Annotated in this window: 22 protein-coding genes; 17 read left to right on the forward strand and 5 right to left on the reverse strand. The window is 69.2% G+C overall.

The features are described from left to right. The first annotated feature begins 120 nt into the window (after window positions 1–120). The 11 genes from ACIQTP_RS10565 to ACIQTP_RS10615 all read left to right on the forward strand — a co-directional run bounded on the left by ACIQTP_RS10565 (window position 121) and on the right by ACIQTP_RS10615 (window position 9,979). Window positions 121–1,104, forward strand: coding sequence for a zinc-binding alcohol dehydrogenase family protein (locus ACIQTP_RS10565; RefSeq protein WP_403398343.1), 984 nt, complete (start codon window positions 121–123; stop codon window positions 1,102–1,104). Between the two features lie 174 nt (window positions 1,105–1,278). Beyond that, window positions 1,279–1,650: a hypothetical protein gene (locus ACIQTP_RS10570; protein WP_403398346.1), complete on the forward strand. Its 372-nt coding sequence runs from the start codon at window positions 1,279–1,281 to the stop codon at window positions 1,648–1,650. 13 nt (window positions 1,651–1,663) lie between these two features. Beyond that, window positions 1,664–1,969: a hypothetical protein gene (locus tag ACIQTP_RS10575; RefSeq protein WP_403398349.1), complete on the forward strand. Its 306-nt coding sequence runs from the start codon at window positions 1,664–1,666 to the stop codon at window positions 1,967–1,969. Further along, complete coding sequence (locus ACIQTP_RS10580; protein ID WP_403399085.1) at window positions 1,939–2,319, forward strand: hypothetical protein; 381 nt, start codon at window positions 1,939–1,941, stop codon at window positions 2,317–2,319. The genes ACIQTP_RS10575 and ACIQTP_RS10580 overlap by 31 nt, the downstream gene beginning before the upstream one ends. A gap of 151 nt (window positions 2,320–2,470) precedes the next feature. After that, window positions 2,471–3,439, forward strand: coding sequence for a pyridoxal-phosphate dependent enzyme (locus ACIQTP_RS10585; RefSeq protein ID WP_403398352.1), 969 nt, complete (start codon window positions 2,471–2,473; stop codon window positions 3,437–3,439). A 474-nt stretch (window positions 3,440–3,913) separates the two neighbouring features. Then, complete coding sequence (locus ACIQTP_RS10590; RefSeq protein ID WP_403398355.1) at window positions 3,914–5,110, forward strand: exo-beta-N-acetylmuramidase NamZ domain-containing protein; 1,197 nt, start codon at window positions 3,914–3,916, stop codon at window positions 5,108–5,110. 147 nt (window positions 5,111–5,257) lie between these two features. Next, window positions 5,258–6,238: a GNAT family N-acetyltransferase gene (locus ACIQTP_RS10595; protein WP_403398358.1), complete on the forward strand. Its 981-nt coding sequence runs from the start codon at window positions 5,258–5,260 to the stop codon at window positions 6,236–6,238. Beyond that, the gene (locus tag ACIQTP_RS10600; RefSeq protein WP_403398360.1) at window positions 6,235–7,584 is read left to right on the forward strand and encodes an ABC transporter substrate-binding protein; all 1,350 of its coding nucleotides are present in this window, start codon (window positions 6,235–6,237) and stop codon (window positions 7,582–7,584) included. Before ACIQTP_RS10595 ends, ACIQTP_RS10600 begins: the two co-directional genes overlap by 4 nt. Then, the gene (locus tag ACIQTP_RS10605; RefSeq protein ID WP_403398363.1) at window positions 7,578–8,543 is read left to right on the forward strand and encodes a carbohydrate ABC transporter permease; all 966 of its coding nucleotides are present in this window, start codon (window positions 7,578–7,580) and stop codon (window positions 8,541–8,543) included. The genes ACIQTP_RS10600 and ACIQTP_RS10605 overlap by 7 nt, the downstream gene beginning before the upstream one ends. Then, window positions 8,540–9,409, forward strand: a complete 870-nt coding sequence (locus tag ACIQTP_RS10610; RefSeq protein WP_403398365.1) for a carbohydrate ABC transporter permease — start codon at window positions 8,540–8,542, stop codon at window positions 9,407–9,409. Before ACIQTP_RS10605 ends, ACIQTP_RS10610 begins: the two co-directional genes overlap by 4 nt. Before the next feature lie 162 nt (window positions 9,410–9,571). Then, the gene (locus tag ACIQTP_RS10615) at window positions 9,572–9,979 is read left to right on the forward strand and encodes an ester cyclase (RefSeq protein WP_403398367.1); all 408 of its coding nucleotides are present in this window, start codon (window positions 9,572–9,574) and stop codon (window positions 9,977–9,979) included. 405 nt (window positions 9,980–10,384) lie between these two features. Here the strand turns inward: ACIQTP_RS10615 and ACIQTP_RS10620 are convergent, their stop codons facing one another. Beyond that, the gene (locus tag ACIQTP_RS10620) at window positions 10,385–11,221 is read right to left on the reverse strand and encodes an alpha/beta fold hydrolase (RefSeq protein WP_403398370.1); all 837 of its coding nucleotides are present in this window, start codon (window positions 11,219–11,221) and stop codon (window positions 10,385–10,387) included. A 295-nt stretch (window positions 11,222–11,516) separates the two neighbouring features. Between ACIQTP_RS10620 and ACIQTP_RS10625 the strand changes: the two genes are divergently transcribed. From ACIQTP_RS10625 to ACIQTP_RS10635, 3 genes are all read left to right on the forward strand, one after another. Next, entirely contained in the window at window positions 11,517–12,467 is a 951-nt protein-coding gene (locus tag ACIQTP_RS10625; protein WP_403398372.1) for a GlxA family transcriptional regulator, read from the forward strand. Between the two features lie 127 nt (window positions 12,468–12,594). Then, window positions 12,595–13,017: a 4-oxalocrotonate tautomerase family protein gene (locus ACIQTP_RS10630; RefSeq protein ID WP_403398375.1), complete on the forward strand. Its 423-nt coding sequence runs from the start codon at window positions 12,595–12,597 to the stop codon at window positions 13,015–13,017. Between the two features lie 112 nt (window positions 13,018–13,129). Beyond that, window positions 13,130–13,651, forward strand: coding sequence for a flavodoxin family protein (locus ACIQTP_RS10635; protein ID WP_403398378.1), 522 nt, complete (start codon window positions 13,130–13,132; stop codon window positions 13,649–13,651). A gap of 786 nt (window positions 13,652–14,437) precedes the next feature. On the opposite strand, the gene ACIQTP_RS10640 is transcribed toward ACIQTP_RS10635, so the two are convergent. From ACIQTP_RS10640 to ACIQTP_RS10655, 4 genes are all read right to left on the reverse strand, one after another. Then, a complete protein-coding gene (locus ACIQTP_RS10640; RefSeq protein ID WP_403398381.1) occupies window positions 14,438–15,544 on the reverse strand; it encodes an alkene reductase in 1,107 nt (368 codons plus the stop codon). Between the two features lie 402 nt (window positions 15,545–15,946). After that, window positions 15,947–16,552, reverse strand: coding sequence for a CGNR zinc finger domain-containing protein (locus tag ACIQTP_RS10645; protein ID WP_403398383.1), 606 nt, complete (start codon window positions 16,550–16,552; stop codon window positions 15,947–15,949). Between the two features lie 152 nt (window positions 16,553–16,704). Beyond that, window positions 16,705–17,649 carry an MBL fold metallo-hydrolase gene (locus tag ACIQTP_RS10650; protein ID WP_403398386.1) on the reverse strand — a complete coding sequence of 315 codons (945 nt, stop codon included), beginning with the start codon at window positions 17,647–17,649 and terminating at the stop codon, window positions 16,705–16,707. Between the two features lie 155 nt (window positions 17,650–17,804). After that, window positions 17,805–18,440 carry a ketopantoate reductase family protein gene (locus ACIQTP_RS10655; protein WP_403398388.1) on the reverse strand — a complete coding sequence of 212 codons (636 nt, stop codon included), beginning with the start codon at window positions 18,438–18,440 and terminating at the stop codon, window positions 17,805–17,807. 414 nt (window positions 18,441–18,854) lie between these two features. Between ACIQTP_RS10655 and ACIQTP_RS10660 the strand changes: the two genes are divergently transcribed. The 3 genes from ACIQTP_RS10660 to ACIQTP_RS10670 are packed head-to-tail and all read left to right on the forward strand — an operon-like array spanning window position 18,855 to window position 21,730. Beyond that, window positions 18,855–19,583: a flavin reductase family protein gene (locus ACIQTP_RS10660; protein WP_403398391.1), complete on the forward strand. Its 729-nt coding sequence runs from the start codon at window positions 18,855–18,857 to the stop codon at window positions 19,581–19,583. An 8-nt stretch (window positions 19,584–19,591) separates the two neighbouring features. Then, window positions 19,592–20,776, forward strand: coding sequence for an alpha/beta fold hydrolase (locus ACIQTP_RS10665; RefSeq protein ID WP_403398394.1), 1,185 nt, complete (start codon window positions 19,592–19,594; stop codon window positions 20,774–20,776). Window positions 20,777–20,836: 60 nt separating this feature from the next. Then, window positions 20,837–21,730 (forward strand): alpha/beta hydrolase, encoded by an 894-nt coding sequence (locus tag ACIQTP_RS10670; RefSeq protein WP_403398396.1) that lies wholly within the window; start codon window positions 20,837–20,839, stop codon window positions 21,728–21,730. Window positions 21,731–21,742 lie beyond the last annotated feature (12 nt).

Raw genomic sequence — 21,742 nt, forward strand, 5'->3', positions numbered from 1 at the left:
CCTGGACACCCAGCAATCTCTCGCCCGGGGCCTCGGCCACGCCGTACGCCGGTGGAGCTGGCGCCGCGGCGGGCGCACCCGAATCGCCACCAAAGAAAGACCATCACAGGAGGACACGTCATGCGCGCGATCGGTTTCGAAGAGAACGGCGGGCCCGAGGTCCTGCGCACGGTAGAGGTGCCGATCCCGGAAGCCGGTCCCGGAGAGGTACTGGTCCGGGTGGCCTACGCGGGAGTGAACTACGCCGAAGTGCAGCATCGACTCGGCGACTTCGGCCCGCCGAACCCACTCGACATCCCCGGCATGGAAGCCTCTGGGCATGTCGCCGCGCTCGGTGAGGACGTCAGCGGGTTCGCCGTCGGGGACCCTGTCGCCGTGTACCTGCCCGACGGTGGTGGCTACGCCGAGTACGCCGTCGCCCCGGCCCGCTTCGCCTTCCCGCTGCACACCCCGCTCGGCGAGATCGACCTGCGGACCGCCGGCGGGGCCGCACTCGTCCTGCCCACGGCCTATGGCGTCCTCGCCGGAGCGGCCCGGCTTCGCCCCGGCGACAGCGTCCTGATCCATGCGGCGGCCGGAGGCGTGGGCTCCGTCGCCGCCCAGATCGCCCGTGCGCTCGGCGCGGACACCGTGTACGGCACCGTCGGCAGCACCGACAAGGCCGAGTACGCCAAGCGTTTCGGATACGACGCGGTCTTCCCACGGGAGGACTTCCCCGGCGCGGTACGCGACGCGACCGGCGGCCGAGGCGTGGACGTGGTCCTCGACCCCGTGGGCGGCCCCACACGCCTCGCCAGTCTGGACCTGCTGGCCCCGTTCGGCCGTGTCGCCTTCTACGGCGAGGCCGCTCGCCACCCCGACCTCAGCCTGCCGCTCCTCACGCTGTGGAAGAACAATCGCGCGCTGATTGGCTACAACATCGGTGACGTCTCTCGACGTGCCCCCGACCTCCTGCGGACCCATGGTCTGGCAGCCCTGGAACTCGTCGCCTCGGGAAGCGTGCACATCGATGTCACCGACATCCTTCCGCTGGCTGCGGCGGCCCGGGCACATGAGCGGATGCAGGCGGGACGCAACAGGGGGAAGACCCTGCTGGCCGTATGAAGGAGGAACAACCGCGGTACGCGACGACGTCGGAGCCGTCAGGTACGCCGCGCCGTTCGGCGATCGTGCCCAGGAGCTGTTACCAACCAACTCACTCGACGACCGTCTGGACTCTATGTCTACACTCTGGACTTTTGGTACGGCATCGGGGTGTGCACCATCGATGATCTCGCGATGACAGTCGTCACCACGGTCATCGGACACCGCCCGGACAGGGGATGGATCGTCACCGACGGCGGATGGATGGCGACCTCGCGCGACCGCGGCACCTGCGTTCAGCGCGTGGACCAGGGATATGGTCTCGTCGTGGACCTCGACGGCGCCCTGTACGAAGACCTGGTGATGACTGACGCCAGCCAGGAACACGGCATTCTTTCGATGCGTCCGGGAAGTGGCGCCGAACTGCCCGATGTCCCGGTCGGCACTCGGCTGCGCATCCTGCCCATCCACGCCTGCGCAACCGCCGCACAGCACGACGTCTACTACGTGACCGCCCCTCGATCCCGGACTGTGCGCTCTCGGTGGCAGCGCGTCCGGGGCTGGTGAAGGAGGGACCATCGTGCGTTTCATCTCCGAGGCCGAGTCCGCCGCCCTCATCAGCGAAGAGCTCGCCTTCACCGCGGTGCGGGAGGCACTGATCGCCGCGGCCGCGGGAGCCGATTCCTTTCCCACCGTGCTGGGACACGGGTCGGATGCCGAGAACCGATTCACCGTCAAGTCGACCGCGTCGCGGGACCTCGACGGAGTGAAGATCGGCAGCTACTGGCCGGGCAAAGCGGACCGGGACATCCCCCGACACAACTCGTCCTGCTCTTCGACCAGACCGTTGGCCGGATCGCCGCCACGGTCGAGGCCGGAACCGTGAACGCCTACCGCACGGCCGCGGCCGACGCCGTCGCCGTCGACGCACTGGCGCGTGCCGACGCGTCGACGCTGACAATCTTCGGGACCGGGCACCAGGCACTGTACGAATGTGCCGCCGTGAGCAAGGTCCGTCCTATCGACACGATCCACGTCGCCCGGTCCGCCGAGCGCGGTGAGCGGTTCCTCGCGCTCGGTGACGTCCTGACCGGCAAAGCCGAGGGGCGACGCACACCCGAGGACATCACCGTGTTCGACAGTTCGGGCATCGCGCTGCAGGATCTCCGCGTAGCGACGGCGCTGCTGAACGCGGTCCCCAAAGCCCCAGGCTCGTACGCTGACAGCAACGGATGACACCTCGCAGCGTCTGAAGCTGTTCCGCAATCTCGCTGGCGCGGCATCTCCCGCGCCTCCGCAACTACCTCGCCAAGGCGAGAGCCAGGTCCACCGCGTCCGTTACGGACGGCATGCGGCCCGCCAACACCACCTCGGATGGAGCACAGGCATGACCAACACCCCGCCAGTGGCCCTGGATGACGTCCGCGACGCCGCCGCGCAGATCGAAGGCGTCGCCCACCGCACCCCTGTACTGCGCTCCCGCACCCTGGACGAGCTCGTCGGTGCGGAGGTCCACCTCAAGTGCGAGAACTTCCAGCGCGTCGGCGCGTTCAAGTTCCGCGGCGCCTACAACGCCGCCTCCCGACTCTCACCGGCGCAGCTGGCCAAGGGCATCGCTTCCTACTCGTCGGGCAACCACGCCCAGGCCGTCGCCCTCGCCGCCCGGGAACTGGGCACCAGGGCAGTGATCCTCATGCCGGAGGACGCCCCGCAGTCCAAGGTGGACGCCACTGCCGGCTACGGCGCGCAGATCGTCACCTATGACCGCTACACCGGTGACCGGGACGCCATCGGCCAGGCACTGGCCGCCGAACACGGCATGGCGCTCATCCCGCCTTACGATCACCCGCACGTCATCGCCGGGCAGGGTACCGCGGCGCTGGAACTGATCGAGGAGGCCGGTGAACTCGGCGCGCTGGTGGTCCCGGTCGGCGGTGGTGGCCTGATCGCCGGCAGCGCCACCGCCGCCAAAGGTCTCCACGGCGGGATCCGGGTGATCGGAGTCGAGCCGGTGGCCGGAGACGACACCAAGCGCTCCCTGGAGGCGGGCAAGCGCATCGCCATCCCCGTGCCGCGAACAATCGCCGACGGTCAGGCGGTTGAGATTCCCGGCGAGCTGACCTTCTCCGTCAACCAGCGACTCGTCGACGAGATCGCACTGGTCACCGACGATCAGATCCGCGACGCCATGCGGCTGGCCTTCGAACGCCTGAAGATCGTCATCGAGCCCAGCGGCGCCGCCGCGCTTGCTGCCCTGATCGCCGGCCACATCGACCAGCTTCCGCCCCGGGTCGGCCTGATCATCTCTGGCGGCAACATCAACGCACAACGCTTCGCCGAACTGTGCGCAGAATGATCAGGCCATCCACCCGCGAGCCGAGGCCGACGAGCACCCGTAACGCTGCCATCTGCGAGGGAATCGGCTCCACCGGCTGCCGTGTCGTGGCGTACGAGGTCGGGCGGGCCGACCACCACACCGGTCGCGCACCAGATCGCGCACCGACAGATGCGGTCCACCACGAGGCCGTCCCGAGTGTCCCGGCAGCTCGGCGGCTGTTCCATTCGGCAGGCCTCTCCTCAACCAGCTCTCCTCGATCACTCTGAGCGCGTCCGGCTCGACGTGCGCCCCGCGGTTCGGTCCCGAGGTGAGGGGCACCGCTCACCGTTCCCCTTAAAGGCGTTCCGGCGCCCGCCGCACCGCCCCCGCCGCCGCAAGAGATCCCGCAGCTGCCCTTGGCGCGAACTGACGGTAAATCATGGCAACATTCCTGGACATGCAAGTACATTTCCGGCTCCTGCTCCGAGATGTCACCGGCAGACGGGCCACAGGATGAGCACGGACGACCGCGTCGCGGTGACGACCGGGATCGCACGGCTGCACGCGTCGCCCGGACTTGCCGGGCCCGGCCGCCTCGGGCTGGTGACCAACCACACCGGGGTCCTCCCCGACCTGCGCCCGGCCGCGTCCGCACTGCTCGAGGCCGGCGCGCGGCTGGTCGCCCTGTTCGGTCCCGAGCACGGGCTGCACGGGACCGGCCAGGCCGACGAGAGCGAGGCCGCTCGGACGGACCCCACCACCGGCCTGCCGGTCCACGACACCTACCGGTGCAGCGGCGAGCGCCTCGACAAACTGCTGGTCGACAGCGGCGTCGACGCCCTCGTGTACGACCTGCAGGACATCGGGTCCAGGTTCTACACCTACGTGTGGACCATGTTTGACCTGATGGCCTCGGCGGCCCGTACGGGCGTACGATTCGTGGTCGCCGACCGGCCGAATCCCCTCGGCGGACTCGTCAGCGAGGGCCCGCTGCTCGACCCGGCGTGGGCCAGCTTCGTCGGGCGCGCCGCGGTACCCGTCCGCCACGGCCTCACCTGCGGCGAACTCGCCCGGCATCTCAACGCCTCGGCCGTGCCCCAAGTGACGGGCGCTGCCGCTGACTTGACGGTCATCAAGGCTGTCGGCTGGCAGCGCGCCATGGAGGCGGAGGCCACCGGCCTGCCGTGGGTCGCGCCCTCTCCGAACATTCCGACGCCGGCCACTGCCACGTTCTACCCCGGCACCTGCCTGTTCGAGGGGACGAATCTCTCGGAGGGTCGCGGTACCACGCAGCCCTTCGAGATCGTCGGGGCCCCGTACATCGACGCGCGGTTCGCGCCCTCACTCGCCGAGCTCGCCCTGCCTGGAGTGCACTTCCGTGATCTGCGGTACGTACCGACCTTCCACAAACACGCCGGACGGCCGCTGCGCGGGGTCCAGCTCCACATCACCGATCGCGAGGTGTTCGCCCCCGTACGTACCGCCGTCGCGATGCTCGCCACGCTGCGGCGGCTGTACCCGGACGACTTCGGCTGGCGCACCGCGGACGGCGGCGTGGAGGGGACCGGCCGCCGTCACTTCATCGACCTGCTGTGGGGATCCGACCGGTTGCGGCGCGCCGTCGACGCGGGCGACGATCCGCTGCCGCTGTGCGATCCGCCGGCGCCGCCCGGCCGGTGGGCCGGCCACGACGTGCTGCTCTACTCCTGAGACCTCCTGGCCCGCCGCCGCGGCGCGTTGCCCGCTGTCATCACCAACGCCACGCCCAGCCCCGTCGCCGACACCGCGGGCGACGTTCGACGCCGTCCGCGGTCTGCGTATGGAAGGACAACCCCATTGATGACGACAACCCCGTCGATGACCGATCGCACGACGACATCCCTGGCCGGGATTCGCGGCTTTCGCGCGGGCGACGGCCCGCGGCTGGTGGAGACATGGCGCCGGAGTGCGCCGGCCGACTCCATCGCCCCGGACCGCTTCCGCTCCCTGGTGCTGCTCGACGCCAACTTCGATCCGGAGGGGCTTCGGGTCGCCGTCGACGGCGACCGTGTCGTCGGCGCGGCCTACGCGGTGCGCCGTCTGACACCGATGACCGGGACCGACCTGGAGCCGGAGCAGGGCTGGATCCCGTTCTTCTTCGTCGACCCGGCCGTCCGCGGGCGCGGCCTCGGCCGCCGGCTGCTGACCGACGCCCTCGACTGGCTGCACGGCCACGGCCGCACCCGGGTGGACTTCTCCTCGTACACCCCGAACTACGTCCTCCCCGGCCTGGACGCCGAGGCGTACCCGGAAGCGGCCCGTCTCCTTGAGTCCCTGGGCTTTCGCACTCTGTACGAGGCGGCGGCGATGGACCGCGGCCTGGTCGGCTATCGCATCCCGGAAGATGTCGCGTGCCGCCTGGACGAACTGACGGCGCGGGGATACCGGTTCGCCACCCCGTGCGACGACGACCTGGTGGATCTGTTCGCGCTCGCCGGGAACCACTTCGGCCCGGACTGGGAGTGCACGATCCGGCAGTGTCTGGCCGCGGGCACGCCGCTCGACCGGATCGTCGTCGCCCGGGACCCGACGGGTCGCCTGGTCGGCTGGGCGATGCACGGCACGTTCGATTCGGTGGACGAGCGGTTCGGGCCGTTCGGCGTGCTGGAGGAGATGCGCGGCACCGGACTAGGCAAGGTCCTGCTCCACCTGGTCCTGGAGCGGATGCGGGCGCGCCGTGCGCACTCCGCGTGGTTCCTGTGGACCGGCGAGCAGTCCCCGGCGGGCCACCTGTACCGCAGGAGCGGTTTCACCACGACCCGGGTGTTTCGCGTGATGCGCCGTGAGGCCGCCGGATGACACCGTCACACCGCATCGGTGCCCTGAGCCGCCGTCACTTCGCCCTCGCGCTCCCCTCGTCGCTGCTCGCATCCGGAGCTTCCGGATGCGCCGCGCCGTACCAGGGCACCGGGCGGCCCGGGGATCCGATCGTCCTCACCCTGCTCTCCCACTACGCGAGCGGGGAGCTCAAGGAGGCCCTGCGGGGCCCGGTCGACGAATGGAACGCCACTCATGACCGGGTCAAGGTGCGGACGAAGGCCGTCGAGTTCACGGACCTGCTGACCACGTTCATGGTCCGGCAGGCCGCGGGCCAGGGCGCCGACATCCTCCACCCGTACTGCCTGTGGAACGGCCAGCTCGTGCGGGCCGGCGTCCTGCGGCCCGCTCCGTCCGAGCACGCCGAGGAGATCACCCGCGGCTACGGCGAGGCCGCGGTCGGCGCCTCGTCGGTGGGAGGCAAGGTCTACGGCTACCCCACCGAGGTGCAGACCTACGCCCTCTACTACAACAAGCGGCTGCTGCGCGAGGCCGGCATCGAGGGCCCTCCGCGCACCTGGCGTGAGTTGGAGGAGGCGGCCTACCGCACTGCCAAGCGGGACCGGTACGGCAACACGCTGGTCCAGGGGTTCGGGCTGTCGGCCTACGACGACTCCACCACCGTCGGCCAGACGCTCGCCCTGCTCAACGCCGCCGGCGGAACGTTCGTCTCCGCGGACGGCAGGAGCACCGCCATCGACTCGCCGGCCGGTCGGGCCGTGTTCGATCTGGAGCACCGCCTCGTCGTCAAAGGTGCGAGCGCCCCCGGCGTCAACGTCTACAAGGCGTTCCAGTCCGGGCAGGTGGCCATGGTGGTCAGCGCCGGCTGGTGGACCGGAAGCCTGAAGACCCAGATGGGCAAGGACTACCGCGACGTCGGCGTCGCGCCGCTGCCCGTCCCCGACGTGGGCGACAAGCTCGCCACGCTCTGCACCGGCTTCATGCTGGGGGTCAACGCGGCCAGTAACCACCCGCGAGAGGCCTGGGAGTTCCTGCGCTGGCTCAACACCGAGAAGGTGGGCGCGAAGAGTGTCAAGAAGGGCGCGACGGCGACCCGGATGAGCTCCCTGCAGGTGTCGGTCGGCTCCCTGACCGGCCGCGCCGACGACATGCGGACACTCCTGAGCGAAGGCAGCGATCCGAACCTGCGCCCGTTCCTGGACGCGCTGGCGTACGCGGTGCCGGAGCCGAACGTGCCGGGCGCGCAGCGGGCCAAGTCGCTGCTGCGCAAGAACATCGAGGCGTTGTGGACCGGTCAGCAGTCGGTCGACGAGTCACTGCGCACCATCCGCCGTCAGGTCGATCAGGAGGTGTCGCGCTCATGGTGAACACCCTGGCCCCGGAGACGACCGGGCGGGTGCACGGCCCGCGGGCCGCCGGGCCCGTCGTCGACGGTCGCAGCCGGACTCGGCCCCGTCGCCGCCAGGCCGTCGTCGCCTATCTCTTCCTGGCGCCGACGTTGCTGTTCTTCGCGGTCTTCCTGATCCTGCCGCTCGGCTTCGCGATACTGCTGTCGATGTCTCGTTGGGCCGGGTTCGACCTCGGCGACATCGATCCGGTCGGCCTGGACAACTTCACCGGCCTCTTCGTGGACGGATCGACGTTCCTGGCGCCGATCCTCACCAACACCCTGTTGTTCGCCCTGGGCACCGTTGCCCTCGCGCTCGCCGGCTCCGTGCTCGTCGCCACCTGCATCGACAAGCTGCGGTTCCAGGGGCTGTGGCGCACCCTGTACTTCCTGCCGATCGTCACGACGGTCGTCGCCATCGGCAACGTATGGAAGTACATGTACGAGCCGGGGGGCCTCGTCAACGGCGTCCTCAACGCCCTCGGGCTCGGCTCGGTGGCGTTCCTCCAGGACCCGGACATCGCGCTGCCCTCGGTCGTGGTCGTACAGGCCTGGGCCTCGGTCGGCACGGCGATCCTCATCCTGACCGCCGGGCTGAAGTCCATTCCCGAGTCGTACTACGAGGCCGCCGCGCTCGACGGCGCCGGGCCCGTCACCGTGTTCTGGAAGATCACACTGCCGCTGCTGCGGCCGTCCCTGCTGTTCGTGTGCATCACCCAGTTCATCACCGGCCTGCAGTCGTTCGCGCTGATCATCGTGATGACCAAGGGCGGCCCGGGTGACGCGACCAATGTGGCCGCGCTGGAGATGTACCGCCAGGCCTTCTCCTACGGCGACTGGGGCACTGCGAGCGCCGCCGCCTTCGTGCTGTTCGTGGTGGTCCTCGTGGTCACCCTGGTGCAGTTGTGGATCTTCCGGCGCAAGGGAGAGGACACATGATCCGCCGCCGTTTCCCGTGGTTCTCGTATCTGGTGGTCGTGACCGGCGCCGTGCTCACGGTGGTGCCGTTCCTCGACATGGTGATGACGTCCTTCAAGGGGCCAGGCGAGTCTGGCACACTGCCGTACCGGTTCCTGCCCGAGGCGTTCGACCTGTCCAACTACCGGGCGGCGATCGGCCAGCTCGATCTGCCGGTGCTCTTCCGCAACAGCGTCATCGCCACCGCCGTGATCACGGGATCGGTGCTGCTCACGTCGTCACTCGCCGGCTACGCGCTCGCCAAACTCCACTTCCCCGGCCGGAACTTCATCTTCCGCCTTGTGCTGTCGACGATGATGTTCCCCCCGTTCCTCTTCTTCATCCCGCACTTCCTGATCCTGGTGCACTGGCCGCTCGCGGGCGGCAACGACCTGTTCGGGCGCGGCGGCGCGGGCCTGACCGTCAGCATCACGGCGCTCGCCATGCCGTTCCTCGTCAACGGCTTCGGAATCTTCCTGATGCGCCAGTTCATGGTCTCGATCCCGGACGAGGTCCTCGAGGCCGCGCGCATCGACGGGGCCGGCGAGTTCGCCGTGTGGTGGCGGATCGTGGTGCCGCAGACCAGGCCGGTCATGGTGACGCTCGGGCTGCTGACCTTCGTCGACGCCTGGAACGAGTACATCTGGGCGCTGCTCGTCTCGACCGCCAACCCGGACGTGATGACCCTGCCCGTCGGCATCCAACTCTTGCAGGACTACGTCGACCCGACCCGCACGATGCCCATCGTCATGGCCGGTCTCGTCCTGAGCATCCTGCCGGTCCTGATCCTCTTCCTGCTGCTGCAGAAGTACTACATCCGCGGCGTCATGCTCAGTGGCCTCAAGTAGAAAGCGCATCGACGTCCGGCACGGGAACGACGACGACCGAGGGTCGTCACTTCCCGTTCCAGCAGGCCACCTCAGGCCTCCACACCTATCGTGGATGGGAGGAAGGGGCGACCGCGCATCGTCGACGTGTACGCCCAGGGCTGCAATGTCAAGGAGCGCGTCATGTCGCGCAGCAGCAACGCCGCCGTCCTGGAGGGCTTCGGATCAGCAGTGAACACTGACCACCTCGGCGAGCTCGAGGAATACGTGGCGCCCGACTCTGTGGACCACGACCCGGCCCCGGGACAGGTTCCGGGACCGGAAGGTTATGAGGAGATGTTCGCCACGATGAGGCGGGCCTTCCCCGATCTGCACATCGAGGTCGAGCACGTCATGGCCACCGACGACGAAGTCGCGTTCGCCTACACCATCACGGGCACACATCTCGGTGATCTGATGGGGCACAGCCCGACGGGAAAGACGGTCAGTTACCGAGGCATGCAGATCAGCCGGTTCGCCGACGGGAAGATGGTCGAGCGCTGGGGTAGCAGCGATGAACTCGGCATGCTCCGTCAGCTCGGTCTCGCCTGAATCAAGTACATACCGCCGGACCGTTGGGCGGTCGGCCTTCGACTCGGACCGAGTCGGCTCTTCCATCCGGTCGGCAGCTCCCAGGAGGGGGCGGGCGCATCGCGTGACGGTAGGCGGGCGGCGGCTGGACGGCGGGGGTCCAGGTGCCGCGGGTGGCAGCACCGGTTGCACGATCCCGCCGGGGCCGCCGCGTTCGCGCCGGTCACATCTTTCGGGTCCGGGCATGATCTGGGCGAAGTTGGCTTTGACGATCACGTGGGTTGCCGCCGCTGAGTCCTCGAAGGTGGCGTTGACGGCCGGCCGCGCCGTCGGTGGCGAACTGTTCACGACAGATCTCCCAGTTCTGTGCTCATGGGACAGCTCAGTTCTGACAGTCCAGTTCTGACGGCTCAGTGTTCTGACGACTCAGTTCTGAGGAGTGGCCCCTTGAGCGATGCGGAGTTCGGTGACGAAGGCGGTGATGTGCGAGGCGACCTGGCCGGGGACTTCCAGCGGCGAGAGGTGACCGGTGCCGTCCAGCTCCCTGAGATCGGCCGTAGGGATCTTCGGCAGCAGGTGTTCTCGCAGGACCTGCGGCGGGTCGACCTTGTCGCGACTGCCGGCCAGCACCAGAACGGGAACATCGATCGCGCCGACGACCTCGGCGAAGTCCTCCACCAGGCCCTGCCTCGGCCACGACAGGCGGGCCGTGTCGCCGGCACGGGAGCTGTCGTCGTGGACCTGGCGGCGCGCCTCCTCGCCGAGACCGCCGTTGGTCAGCACCAGGTCGATGCTCCGGTTGATGGTGTCGGGGGTGGCGTAGGCGTGGCACATCACCTCCTGGAGCTCGGGCGTCACCCCTACAGGGGCCGGCGGAGCGGGCGCGACCAGCACCAGGCCCTTCAGCCCGGCGGGACGGCGGGAGGCCAGCACCTGGGCGGCCTTGCCGCCCATGGAGTGGCCCACCACGACGTACTCGCCGTAGCCGAGCTCGTCGATGACGTGCTGGGCGTCGTCGGCGAGCCGCTCCATGCCGTACGGGCCCGGCACCGTGGTGGACTCGCCCCAGCCGCGGTGGTCGTGAGCGACGAACGCCTGCGCCGGGTCAAGACGTTCGACAACCGGACGCCAGGTGCGGTGGGAACCTCCCCAGTAGTGCAGGAAGACCAGGGCCGGGCCGCAACCCTGGCGAACGTGGGCGTAGAGCCGGCCGTCCTCGACGTCGAAGTACCGTCCAATGGGGGAACGCGTGATCTCGGGCATTCGTATCTCCTTGCGCGGGTAGGCGCGGAGCCGCTCTGCTGGGGCCGACGCCGACGTGAGTCCCGGCCCTCAGGCCGTTGCCGCTCACGTCCTCGATCCTCGCCGGAGGCACGGTGTTCAACGACGGTCTCCTGTGCCAGTGCTCGTAAGTTTCGGGACATCTGTACGAGCCGCGTCGCGGGTCATGACCGTGCGCCCCCGGGGAGTCCTCGCCACAGGTCCGCCACCGCCACCTGATGTGGGGACCGTCCGGGACCCGGAAGCGCCGCGAACCGACGATCGTAGGATTCGGGCCATGAGCGCTCATCGCGTCGCGGTCCTGGCACTGCCCCACGTGCTGCCTCTCGACCTGGGCATCCCGACGCAGATCTTCAACCCCAGGCCCAACACCCCCTATGAACTGACCGTGTGTGGAGCGACGCGCGGCAGCGTCACCACCAGCACCGGCTTCACCGTGGGCACCACCGCCGGGCTGGCAGCGCTCGCCCGCGCGGACACGATCATCGTGCCCGGATACTGGCACTATCAGCGGCCACCGGCGCCCGAGGTCACGGCGGCCCTGAAACTTGCCTTCAGCCGAGGGGCCCGCATCGCGTCCATCTGCACCGGAGCCTTCGCCCTGGCCGCGGCCGGCCTCCTCAACGACCGGACCGTCACCACCCACTGGGCCAGCGCGGACGAACTCGAGGAGCTCTACCCTCACGTGCGCGTCGACCGCAACGTGCTCTACATCGACGACGACCCGCTGCTGACGTCCGCCGGCGTGACCGCGGGCATAGACCTGTGCCTCTACCTCGTTCGCAAAGACCTCGGTGCGGCCGTCGCCAACGACATCGCCCGCGAACTGGTCGCCGCACCCCACCGCGACGGAGGACAGGCCCAGTACATCGCCCAGGCCCTGCCCGAACCCACCGCCCACACCCTGGCCTCCACCCGCGACTGGGCCCTGCGCCACCTCGAAGAGGCCCTCACCCTCGACACGCTCGCCCACCACGCCCGCGTCTCCACCCGGACCCTGGTCCGCATGTGGCGCCAGGAGACCGGCGTCACCCCCCACCAGTGGCTGCTCACCGCCCGCGTCAACCACGCCCGCGAGCTCCTCGAAGTCACCGACCTGGGAGTCGAACAGATCGCCACCCAAAGCGGTCTGGGCACCGGCACCAATCTCCGCGCCCGCTTCCGCGACGCCATCGGCACCACACCCACCGCCTACCGCCGGGCCTTCCAGCGGACAACCACGGCCTGACCCCGGCTGCGGCGACCCAGCTGTCCCGAAACTTACGAGGTGTGGCACAGGAGACGGTCGTTGGTCAACGTGTCTCCGACGAGGATCGACGGCGAACGGCACCTACTCACAGATTCGGACCGCCGCCATGCCGATGCTCGATGTGTACGCCCCCAAAGGGATCTTCAGCGACAAGCACGCCCTGGCCAAGGAGCTCGCCGAGACGATCATGCGCTGGGAGAAGGTGCCGCCGATTCCCTTCTTCACCGACAACACCGCCGCCTTCATCCACGAACTGGAGCCGGAGGCGTTCTCCACTGCCGGGGGCGGCAGCGACAGCGTGCGTGTCCATGTGACCACCAACGCGGGCGCCCTCGACCGCGAGCAGCAGCTCGGACTTGTGAAGGACATTTCCGCCCTCATCGCCGAGGCAGCCGCAGACGCCTCTCTCACGGGGCGCACCTGGGTGGCCCTGACCGAGGCGGTGCCGGGCGGCTGGGGGATCGGCGGGCACGCCTACACCAACGAGGAGATCGTGCAGACCGCGCGGAAGCTCCTCGGCAAGGAGTAGTCACCCGCCGGAAGGGGCCCCTTCCGAGGGGCCCCTTCCGGCGGTGGTGGTGCCCATCGCGTTCCAGGGTCCGCAGGGTTCGCGAGAACAATCCCGGGGTCGGTGGTGATGGGTGACCGCTCCCGAGAAGGCGGGAGCCGAGGTCGCACACATCCCGGTGGACGCGATCACCGACGAGGACTGGCGGCGGCTCGACGCCGCCGACGCCATCATCTTCGGCTCCCCCACCTACATGGGCGGCGCCTCCTCCGCCTTCCACGCCTTCGCCGAAGCCACCAGCGGCCGCTACCTCACTAGCGTGTGGGCCGACAAGATCGCCGCCGGTTTCACCAACTCCGCCTCCAAGAGCGGCGACAAGCTGTACGCCCTCAACTTCATGGCCGCTCTCGCCGCTCAGCACCACATGATCTGGGTGGGCCTGGGCCTTCCCCCCGGCTGGAACGCCCTGACCGCCTCCGAAGCCGACCTCAACCGCCTCGGCTTCTGGATCGGCGCCGGCGCCTCGACCCCCCAGGACGGCGGTACCGACACCGTCCACGCCTCCGATATCGCCACTGCCGAACACCTCGGGGCCCGAGTCGCCCGGCAGGCCGACATCCAGATCGCGGGCAGGAACTCCCTCGCCCACCGATAGCACCCAGGACGGCGCCCGCACGACGGCGCCAGGCTCGTCGAAAAGCTCGTGGAAGAGGGCCCGTTCTTCCATCACTACCGCTTCGACGACCCCGGGCCGGTCCCGGTGCGGGCCTTCACGGCTCGCCTCACGGTGGCCGCAGTGGGCGCGGACCATTCCGAGATCCACTGGGCCGCCCGGTTCGAGCCCGCGCCGGGAGTCACCGAAGAAGACGCCAGGAGCGCCTGGTGGGCTTCTACGAGTCATGCCTCGACAAGATCACGGCGGAACTCGGCGCGTAGGCGGCACCTGACGTCCGCTCGGTCGGGGATCCGCCTCTGCATCCGCTTCCGGCCCGGCGCCTCACCATGCGACGCCCGCGCGCGCCTACGGTTGAGTCGCCACAGGGTGCCCGCACCCATTTGCGCGCTGAGGTCCACTGCGGGTGAGCGCGGCGACAACTCCCGGCGCACCCCGTGTCAGCCTGGGTCGGCGGCCTTGCCCGCGGTACGGCGCCGCAGCCTCACCTGATCTGTTTGCGGCGCCCGCCGGGCTCCCGGGCGGGTTCGACCCGGGCGTGGCGAAGACCGCGACCGGCGCCGCGTTCCCGGGAGGCGGGGGTCGGGTGGGGCGGTTGCAGAGTTCGTCGACGTATGTGGGCGCGTCGGTCTCGGGCAGTGTCCAAGGCAGGAAGATGCTCGAGGATTCACTCCCGCACGCTCAGCGACCATCGGGATGGTGACAGCGTCACTGCCCCGCCTGGGTGCTTGTCAGGGCCACCCGGCCTGGCCGCAGTTCCGGCCCGCTTCACCCCTCCAGCAGTGGGTAGTCGGTGTAGCCGGCGGCATCCGGACCGTAGAAGAGGTCCTTCTTCGGTTCGGCGAGCGGTGCATGGGAGGCGATCCGGGCCGGCAGATCCGGATTGGCGATGAACGGCTGCCCGTAGGCGACCAGATCCGCCAGGCCGTCGCTCAGAATCACGTTTCCTCGATGCTGGTCGAACCCGACGTTCGCCATGACGGTGCCTTGATAGACCTTCCGGAAGTGCCGGAACATGCCATCGTCGGCCAGCTGCTCCAACGGTCCTCCGGTGGGGTCGACCATCATCCCCATGAGCAGGAGATGTGACAGTTCATAGTCGTTGAGCCGTCCGAGTACGTACTCGCTGTCAGCCAGCGCCTCGACCCCGGAGACGAATTCTCCCGTCTCGGACCAGGCGGGTCCGGCTTTCACACCGACACGCCGCAGGTCGACGAACTCGCCGACGGCCTCGATGACCTCGAAGAGGAAACGGGCGCGGTTCTCGATCGAGCCGCCGTAGCGGTCCGTGCGCAGATTGGTGCGGGGGTTCAGGAACTGACTGATCAGGTAGTTGAAGCCTGCCTGCAGCTGCACACCGTCGAATCCCGCCGCCGTGGCGTTGCGAGCCGCCGTCGCATAGTCGGCGACCGTCTGCCGGAGGTCGTACACCGACATTGCCCGGGGCTCCACGGTGGGCTTGCGACCAGTCGACGTCGGGGCCAGCAGCCCCGGGTTGACGGCCGAAGGCGCAAGGGGCGGGCGGCCGTCGAAGAAGTCGGGGTGAGAAGCGGACCCGGTGTGCCACAGCTGAGCGAAGATGACACCACCCGCGAGGTGGACCGCATCTGTCACCTGCTTCCAGTGGGCGACCTGCTCATCGGTGAACAGCCCTGGTACGTCATGCCATCCGACCGCGTCACGGCTGATCCACACACCCTCGGAGACGATCAGACCGGCTGATGCCCGCTGAGCGTAGTACTCGACGTGGAGATCAGTGGGCAGGAGATCGCGATTGCGCGCACGACTCCGCGTCAACGGGGCCATGACCACGCGGTTCGTCAGAGAGACGTCGCGCATCCGGTACGGCAGAAGCAAAGACTGTGTGGAACTCATACGTGACTCCTGATGTGAGAGCCGGGCCAGGAAGATCCCGGAAGGCGATCGGCGGCATCTCGTGCGACGCCACATCACTCCTTAAGGCGCGAAAATGTGCTTTAGCTCGACGGTAGCACTCATCCGCCCTAAAGCAAATATCTGTGCCCCAAGGTTGCCCCTGCCCCTCTCGTTACTTCAGGCCGCGGGAACGGATGAGCCCGCCCGACGGCTCCGGGCGGCGACACCGTGCGACAAACGGCACCCTCACGGTCAGGCCCGGGCGATGCGCCAGACAGTCGACTCCAAGGGTCGTTCCCGCGCGACGAATCCGTTCACGGAGGAAGCCGCCCCGCTGTGGCAAGCGGCTCAGGTGCCCACGAGCGAGGCACAACGGCGAGGACCGCGCCGGAGAACCGACTGTCAGACCTGGTCGGCGCCGGCCCGCTTGCGCGCACGATAGTTGCGCAGGTTGGCCGCGTTGCCGCAGACCTGGACGTCGTGCCAGACGCCGCTGTTGTTGCGGGAGCGGTCGTAGAAGGCGACCAGGCAGCGCGTGTTTCGGCAGGACTTCAGGCGGCGCAGGGTGTCGGTGCACTGCGCCTGGTAGACCTCGATGAGGGCGAGTGACGCCGCCTGCCGCCATCCCGTGCCCCGGGGTTCGGCGTGGATGGCCCCGTGCTCGTCGAGCCGCAGTGCGGTGGGCAGCGTCATCAGTGAGGCCGCCGGGCCTGCCTCCGTCGCCGGGTCACCGAGCTGGGCGTGGAGGCTCCGTCCCAGGTCATGACGGAAGTCGCGCAGGCCCTGCACGTCCTCGGCTGTCAGTTCGATGCCGGGCGCGGGCCGGTGGGACGCTCCACTCCAGCTCTTCAATGCCTGCTCAAGCCAAGCACGGGCACCCTCGACGGTCTGCAGAAGGTCGGGCTCCCGGGGCTTGCCGGCGGACAGCGTGTTGAGCAGGTCCTGCACGAAGGCCAGCCCGCCCGGGGCGGGCTCCAGGCCGTATCGGGCTGTCGCAGTCCAGGACATTCGCGGATCTCTTTCGGTGACGGCAGCTACAGCAACATGTCCATAGCCTATTTACTTATTACATTTGTGAGTGTAACTCTCCTAATCACGAGTGCCGGTTTCCCGCAGTTCCGCGTAGGGCCCCATGGGTTGGCCCGTGCAGGCCGTGTCGCTCAGCCCTTGGCGGACCTCGCCGAGCCCCACAGTGCGCCCCGGTTGACGCGGCCAGGATGCAGTTCCAACATGCCGCGATAGAGGTCGAAAGTGGAAGTCGTGCGCTCTGCGACCGCCTCGAAGTCGTGAATGTAGCGCCGGGTCTCGGCGATTGCCTTCGGGTCGTCAGGACGGTCGGGGTTCTTGTGTCCCGCGACCACCGCTTCTGGCTCCAGCGCGGCGATGGTGTCGAGCGCGTCCAGCCAGGCTCGGCAGCCCTCGGCGGGCGATTCGGCGAGGTAGAGGTGAACATCGTTGTAGACGGCGTCTCCGGCCACGACCAGGCCGATCGACGGCACATGCAGACACGTGGTGTCATCGGTGTCCGTGTGCCCGAGTCCCACGACGACGAGGTCATGGCCCTCCAGCTCCAGCCGATCGCCGGCCAGCGGCTCCGCGGCCACGAGTCTGCCAGGGATCTGGCCGGGGAAGCGCTTGTCCCAGAACGACGCGACGAACTCCGGCGCCATCTGTTTCTTCATCTGCTCGACCACCGCCGGCGTCGCCACTGCACGCGCCCCCGGGAAGCGTTCGAGAAGGGTGCCCAGCCCGAACCAGTGGTCACCGTGCCCGTGGGTCACGAAGACCGTGGTGAGGTTCATGCCGCCGGCGGCAACCCAGTCGGCCAGCCGGTCGGCCTGCTCGGCCGTCATCAGCGCGTCGACCAGCACCGCATCGCGCTCGCCCGTGATCAGTGTGGCCGTGATGGGCGACCACATGCGCCGGGGGACGTCGGGCGGCAGGTCCGCGATCTCGGTGGGGATCGACGGCGCTACGTGGACGCTCCAGTTCAGTTGCGCTCCGGGCATGATCGCTTCGCTTCCTTGGGACTCAGAGGCAGCCACGGGAGAGTCGTAACCGATCAGCCATGTCGATCCCTGTGAATGCTGCCTGGGCTGTCGCACTTCTCCAGCCGAAAGTAACTCGACTCGACGACATAGTCAATGCGTGTATGGTTATGTTGCCTGGTCGTCGTCGCGTAAGCGTTGAACTCCGCCGCGCAAGCGGTCCGCCGCCGCAGGCACGTGACCAGCCGACCGCGCGGGCCGCACGTTGCCGCTCAGGGAGGAGTCATCATGACCGCATCCGCGCCCGGCTCTCTGGAACAGATGCATGAGCTTCGCGGCCTGGTGGCCAGATCGAGCAGCGGAACGGTGAGACCGAGCCGGTGGGCGCGCAGGACCAGGTCTCCGTAGATGTGCTCGGCCTCGGCGCTGCGGTTGGCCGTCACATCGCGGCACAGGGACGAGGTGGACGCCGAGCCCGCCTCGGTCACGGTCGTCGGCGTCTGCCGCAGGGCCGGTGCGGGCACCAGGTGGCCGCCCTCGGCGGCGACGCTGGCGCACTCGTCGACCACTTGCCGAGCGAACGCCGTCCCGCCGGGAACGGCCGCGGCCTCGCCGACCGAGCCGCACATGCGGCAGGTCATCGCGCCGAGGGCGGCGAGGAAGACCTTCAACACGCCGACCAGGACGGCTTGATGGCCGAAACGTGCGGCAAGGATGTCGACGTGCCGGACTCCGTTGAGGACGGGGACGACGAGGGAGTGCGGGCCGACCTCGGCCGCCATGCCGTCGACGGCCTGCTCAAGCCTGGTGGCCTTGACCGCCGACAGGACGACGTCGTCGGGGGCGTCGATGCCCCCGGCCCGGCTCACGCGGGGACACAGGACGGTCTCCTCGCCCAGGCCGGCCATCCGCAGTCCACGCCACTCCAGAAACGGCGCGCACCCTACCCGCACCAGGAAAAGTCACGTCCCGGCCGGCCCGCGAGCCGGGCCCCGAACCATCCGCCCGTCGCGCCGAGGCCCACCACCAGGATCCGCAGCGGCCAACTCCTCTCTGGCCGTCACCACAGGGGGCACTGCCGCACTTCCGCCAGAGGCAACCATGACACATCTATGTCCTCATGCTCCCCCATTGCGGCAACGATGTGCCGTAATGCCGGACTTGTGCGACATACTCAAAAGGCATATGCTTATTACCAACGGGAGCTCGAGGTGCCGCGCCCCTCTCTCCGGCGCCACCCATGAGCGGCTCTCCCGGCAGTGGTCGTACGGCGTGCAGCGCTGTTCCCATGCCGCGTTCCCCCCCCCGATGGAGGTCTGACGATGATCATTGACGCTGCGGAACTCGACGCCGCCCACGCGTACAAACTGCTGATCGGAAGCATCATTCCGCGCGCCGTGGCCTGGGTCAGCACGGTGTCGACCGAGGGCGTGGCCAATCTCGCGCCCATCTCCTTCTTCACCGCCGTCGGCAGGAAGCCGCCCATGGTCTCGATCACCCTGCAGCCGCAGGCGGACGGCGTCACGCTGAAGGACACCTTCATCAACATCCGTGACACCGGCGAGTTCGTCACCAATCTGGTGACGCTGCCGCAGGCGGACGCCATGCACGGTTCGGCGTACGGGTTCGAGCCGGACGTGGACGAGTTCGAGGCGCTCGACCTGGGCAAGGAGCCGTCCGAGGTCGTGCGCGCACCCCGGGTCAAGGACGCGCCGATCTCCTTCGAATGCGTCGTCGACCGGATCATCCCCGTCGGGGACGACATGGTCGACCACGTGGTGTGGGGCCGGGTGGTGCGCTTCCACGTCCGGGACGACCTCTACCTGGAGCGGGGCCGGATCGACACCGCCGCCCTCCCGGCCGTGGGACGCCTGGCCGCCGAGTACACGCTGGTCGAGAACGTCTTCACCACCCCCCTGGACAAGGACCTGCTCGAAGCCCGGCACGACCAGCGGATGCAGCGTCTGGACGGACGGCCAGCCGACTGGTCCCCGATCAACACCAAGGAATGGTCCCCCTCGGGCGAGGTCAGGGTCGCCCCCGGAAAGTGAGCACGGCAATGAGGACAGAACGGATCGGAACGAGCGATGTGCGGTTCCGTCGGCAGGGCGAGGGAGACTTCGCCGTGGTGTTCGTCCACGGCTTCCTGGACGACCAGTACGTCTGGGACGGCCTGATCGGCGAACTCACCACCCCTGGCATCGAATGCGTCACCCTCGACCTGGCCGGAAGCGGGGACCGCACGCAGACGAGCGGTCCGTTCGCCTACGACCGGTTCGCCGACGAGGTGGGCGCCGTGGCCGACAACCTCGGCAAGCCCTTCGTGATCGTCGGGCAGAGCATGGGATCGGCGGTGGCCGAGCTGGTGGCCGCACAGCGCCCCGACCGGGCTCTCGGTCTGGTCCTGGTCACCCCGGTCCCGCTGGCCGGCACCCGGCAGCCCGACGAGGTGATGGACACCTTCCGTTCCCTGGGCGGCGACGACGACGCACAGCGCGCGGTCAGGACGCAACTGTCGGCCGCGCTGGCGGAGGCGGACCTCGACCGGCTGGTGGTCGGCGGCACGCGGATGCGTCCCGAGACCGTGCGGGAGGCCGCCGACTGCTGGAACGACGGGCACCCGGCGGGCGAGCAGCCCAGCCGGTACACGGGGCCCGTGCTCATCGTGCGCGGCGAGGACGACGACTTCGTCACGGACGAGATCGTCGCCCAGGGGGTCGCGCCGCGCTTCGCCGCGGCCGAGACGGTGGCGGTCGGCCAGGCCGGGCACTGGGCACACCTGGAGCAGCCGACCCGCGTCGCGGATCACCTCGATCGCTTCCTGGCCCGCGCGCTGCCCGCCGTACAGGTGTCGGCCTGGACCAACGCCTTCGAGGAGAAGTCGGCCAACGCGTTCAGCGACGCTTTCGCCGCCGACGTGACGCTGGAGGCGAGCGCCCTCACCCGCACGGTCGAGGGCCGCGGCCAGGTCAAGAACGTGATGGCAGCAGCGAGCACGATCTACGACTCGCTCGTCTTCACCCAGGAGACCGTCAGCGGGGAGCGTTCCTACCTGGAGTGGCAGGCCACCGCGTTCGGCGGCACGCACATCGACGGCGTGACGATCCTGACGAAGAACGCGGACGGGCAGATCGTCCGGGCCGCCATCCACCACCGGCCGCTCGGTGCCGTCCACCGGTTCTCCGCCGAACTGGGCCGCAGGCTCAACGGCGTGCTCGACGCCGAGTACTTCCACCGGGGCTGAGCCCCCGTTTCCGTCATTCCGGCCAGAGCCCGGCCCTGGTCGCACCGAGGAGGTTGTTCAATGGTCCAGCGCGAGGATGTCGCATTCGACGCCGACGGCGGGGTCACACTGCGCGGCTGGCTTTTCCTGCCGGACGGTCCCGGCCCCCACCCGGCGGTCACCATGGCCCACGGCTACGCCGGGGTCAGGGACCACGGCCTCGAGCCGTTCGCGCGGGCCTTCGCCGAGGCGGGCTTCGTCGTCCTGCTGCACGACCACCGCAACTTCGGCGCCAGCGACGGCCTTCCCCGGCAGGACATCGACCCCTGGCGGCAGATCGCCGACTGGCGCCGCGCCATCTCCTACCTGGAGAGCCGGCCCGAGGTCGACGCCGGCCGGATCGGCCTGTGGGGCACCAGCTACGCCGGCGGCCACGCGATCGTGCTGGGCGCCACCGACCGACGGCTGCGCGCCGTGGTCTCCCAGGTGCCGACCATCAGCGGCTTCGAGCAGGGGCGGCGGCGCATCGCGCCGGAAGCGGTCACGAAGCTGGAGGCGGCCTTCGACGAGGACGAGCGCGCCCAGGCCCGCGGCGAGGCCCCCCGCACCCAGGCCGTCGTCGGCGACGACCCGGCCGTGCCCGCCTCCTACCGAACGCAGGAAGCCATCGACTTCTACCTCCAGCCCGTACCGGAGGGTGTGTGGAGCAACGAGGTCACGGTCCGCTCCAACCGGCTGGCCCGCATGTACGAGCCCGGGACCTGGGTCACTCGGGTCTCCCCCACGCCGCTGCTCATGGTCGTCGCCGCGAACGACACCGTGACCCTCACCGACACGGGGCTCACGGCCTTCGAGCAGGCCCTGGAGCCCAAGCGGCTGCAACTGATCCCCGGCGGCCACTTCGACCCGTACACCACCGAGTTCGACCGGGCGAGCGCCGCCGCCCTCGACTGGTTCCGCCGGCACCTCTCCTGACCTACGCCCCCC

The sequence above is a fragment of the Streptomyces sp. NPDC090798 genome, from assembly GCF_044768965.1.
Taxonomy (GTDB): domain Bacteria; phylum Actinomycetota; class Actinomycetes; order Streptomycetales; family Streptomycetaceae; genus Streptomyces.

Bases quoted from the DNA above. Each gene is read 5' to 3' on its own strand.
- ACIQTP_RS10565 (WP_403398343.1), top strand. From the start codon at position 121: ATGCGCGCGATCGGTTTCGAAGAGAACGGCGGGCCCGAGGTCCTGCGC.
- ACIQTP_RS10570 (WP_403398346.1), top strand. From the start codon at position 1,279: ATGACAGTCGTCACCACGGTCATCGGACACCGCCCGGACAGGGGATGG.
- ACIQTP_RS10585 (WP_403398352.1), top strand. From the start codon at position 2,471: ATGACCAACACCCCGCCAGTGGCCCTGGATGACGTCCGCGACGCCGCC.
- ACIQTP_RS10590 (WP_403398355.1), top strand. From the start codon at position 3,914: ATGAGCACGGACGACCGCGTCGCGGTGACGACCGGGATCGCACGGCTG.
- ACIQTP_RS10595 (WP_403398358.1), top strand. From the start codon at position 5,258: ATGACCGATCGCACGACGACATCCCTGGCCGGGATTCGCGGCTTTCGC.
- ACIQTP_RS10600 (WP_403398360.1), top strand. From the start codon at position 6,235: ATGACACCGTCACACCGCATCGGTGCCCTGAGCCGCCGTCACTTCGCC.
- ACIQTP_RS10605 (WP_403398363.1), top strand. From the start codon at position 7,578: ATGGTGAACACCCTGGCCCCGGAGACGACCGGGCGGGTGCACGGCCCG.
- ACIQTP_RS10610 (WP_403398365.1), top strand. From the start codon at position 8,540: ATGATCCGCCGCCGTTTCCCGTGGTTCTCGTATCTGGTGGTCGTGACC.
- ACIQTP_RS10615 (WP_403398367.1), top strand. From the start codon at position 9,572: ATGTCGCGCAGCAGCAACGCCGCCGTCCTGGAGGGCTTCGGATCAGCA.
- ACIQTP_RS10620 (WP_403398370.1), bottom strand. From the start codon at position 11,221: ATGCCCGAGATCACGCGTTCCCCCATTGGACGGTACTTCGACGTCGAG.
- ACIQTP_RS10625 (WP_403398372.1), top strand. From the start codon at position 11,517: ATGAGCGCTCATCGCGTCGCGGTCCTGGCACTGCCCCACGTGCTGCCT.
- ACIQTP_RS10630 (WP_403398375.1), top strand. From the start codon at position 12,595: ATGCCGATGCTCGATGTGTACGCCCCCAAAGGGATCTTCAGCGACAAG.
- ACIQTP_RS10640 (WP_403398381.1), bottom strand. From the start codon at position 15,544: ATGAGTTCCACACAGTCTTTGCTTCTGCCGTACCGGATGCGCGACGTC.
- ACIQTP_RS10645 (WP_403398383.1), bottom strand. From the start codon at position 16,552: ATGTCCTGGACTGCGACAGCCCGATACGGCCTGGAGCCCGCCCCGGGC.
- ACIQTP_RS10655 (WP_403398388.1), bottom strand. From the start codon at position 18,440: ATGGCCGGCCTGGGCGAGGAGACCGTCCTGTGTCCCCGCGTGAGCCGG.
- ACIQTP_RS10660 (WP_403398391.1), top strand. From the start codon at position 18,855: ATGATCATTGACGCTGCGGAACTCGACGCCGCCCACGCGTACAAACTG.
- ACIQTP_RS10665 (WP_403398394.1), top strand. From the start codon at position 19,592: ATGAGGACAGAACGGATCGGAACGAGCGATGTGCGGTTCCGTCGGCAG.
- ACIQTP_RS10670 (WP_403398396.1), top strand. From the start codon at position 20,837: ATGGTCCAGCGCGAGGATGTCGCATTCGACGCCGACGGCGGGGTCACA.